The 1,367-nt window shown below is 42.1% G+C and carries 2 protein-coding genes and 1 pseudogene; 1 reads left to right on the top strand and 2 read right to left on the bottom strand.

All coding sequences use genetic code 11. The annotated features are described in order from the left end of the window. Nucleotides 1–333, bottom strand: a pseudogene (locus tag F6K49_RS49500) (AAA+ family ATPase); the annotation flags it as partial. Nucleotides 334–785: 452 nt separating this feature from the next. On the opposite strand from F6K49_RS49500, the gene F6K49_RS49495 reads away from it, so the two are divergent. Continuing rightward, nucleotides 786–932: a hypothetical protein gene (locus tag F6K49_RS49495; RefSeq protein ID WP_293110119.1), complete on the top strand. Its 147-nt coding sequence runs from the start codon at nt 786–788 to the stop codon at nt 930–932. A gap of 107 nt (nt 933–1,039) precedes the next feature. Here F6K49_RS49495 and F6K49_RS49490 read toward each other — a convergent pair. Further along, the coding region (locus F6K49_RS49490) for an Hsp70 family protein (RefSeq protein WP_293110116.1) at nt 1,040–1,367 on the bottom strand (328 nt) is incomplete at its 5' end.

Raw genomic sequence — 1,367 nt, 5'->3', positions numbered from 1 at the left:
TAAAGCTTGTAAGTCATGACGAGCTGCCTCTACCAATGCTGGTGGTAATGTTTCTAATTCAGAACTTTGCACTTGCCTGGTAAAGGAATTATCAGCCCTAAGGATTTGTCTAAACAGATAATTTTGCCAACTTTCGTTTTGGCTAGCTAACCCTTGAAACCAGTCACCATAAGCCTTTAAACAACGGATTTCATCCACATCACTGTTCACCATAGCTTCTAATAGTTTCAAAAAAGCTAAACCTACTCCTTCACTCAATACTGATTGATAAACTAGCAACGATGCAGCTTGGTAGCGGAGGTTTTGAATTGAATCAATCGTTTGTTTATCCACAATAGCGTTTTCAGTTGGGTAATGTTTTTAGGGAGTAGGGAGTAGGGAATCGGGAATCGGGAATCGGGAATTTAGAAGATGCAAGAGGCAAAATTTGGTTGTATTTTGATGTTTTGATGTTTTAAAAATGTCACCGATAAACTATTTTAAAGATTTACTTTTTTGCATAAAAGTACTGATCTAATCTATTATTAATCAATTCTACTAAGTGACGACTCTTGCCTCTTGCCCTTTGCCTTTTGCCTAGACTTTAGCTACTAATTTATCATATAGCAATCCCTGTTGTAATTGTGATAATTTTTTTCCGATTACCGATTCCCTATTCCCTACTTCCTACTCCCTAAAATCCAATAAGCAAAAGGTTGACGAGTAATCAAATTCTCATCAACCTTGATTAGACTTTAGACAAGGATATACTAAGGTTTAGGATTATCTGCCATTAGCTATTAGCGATGTACGTATTCAGCGAACAGCGATTAGCGCTACGCGCACGCTACGCGAACAGCTATCAGCTATCAGTTATCAGTTATCAGCTTAAGCGCTACGCGCACGCTACGCGAACAGCTATCAGCTATCAGCTTTTAGGTATCAGCTTTTAGCTTATGGGCTACGCCCACGCTACGGGAACAGCTAAAGACCAAAGGCTGACCGCTGACCGCTGACTGCTGACCGCTGACCGCTGACTGCTGATAGCTTACCTAAACCCCTATTTGCTTTCAGAAAACTCAGCGTCAATGACATCATCGCCACCAGAGCTACTAGAAGCACCAGCATCAGAGCCTGGTGTGCCAGGATCAGTAGGCTGAGCAGCCCCCTCAGCTTGTTGATACAGGTTAGCACTAACACTGTAGAGAGCTTGTTGTAACTCAGGGGTCAGAGTCTTGATTTTCTCATCATCCTCTTGCCCAATTGCCTCTCGCAGGTCTTTGATCAACCCTTCGATCTTCTCCTTATCAGCTGCTGGCAATTTATCATCGAGTTCTTTAATCTGTTTCTCGGCCTGGTAGGTCAGAGAATCAGCTTGGTTCTTACGG

The sequence above is a fragment of the Moorena sp. SIO3I6 genome (assembly GCF_010672095.1).
This window is presented reverse-complemented; position numbering and strand designations above follow the sequence as displayed.

Excerpts from the sequence above, each read along its gene's own strand:
- F6K49_RS49495 (WP_293110119.1), top strand. The coding sequence starts at position 786 with ATGTACGTATTCAGCGAACAGCGATTAGCGCTACGCGCACGCTACGCG.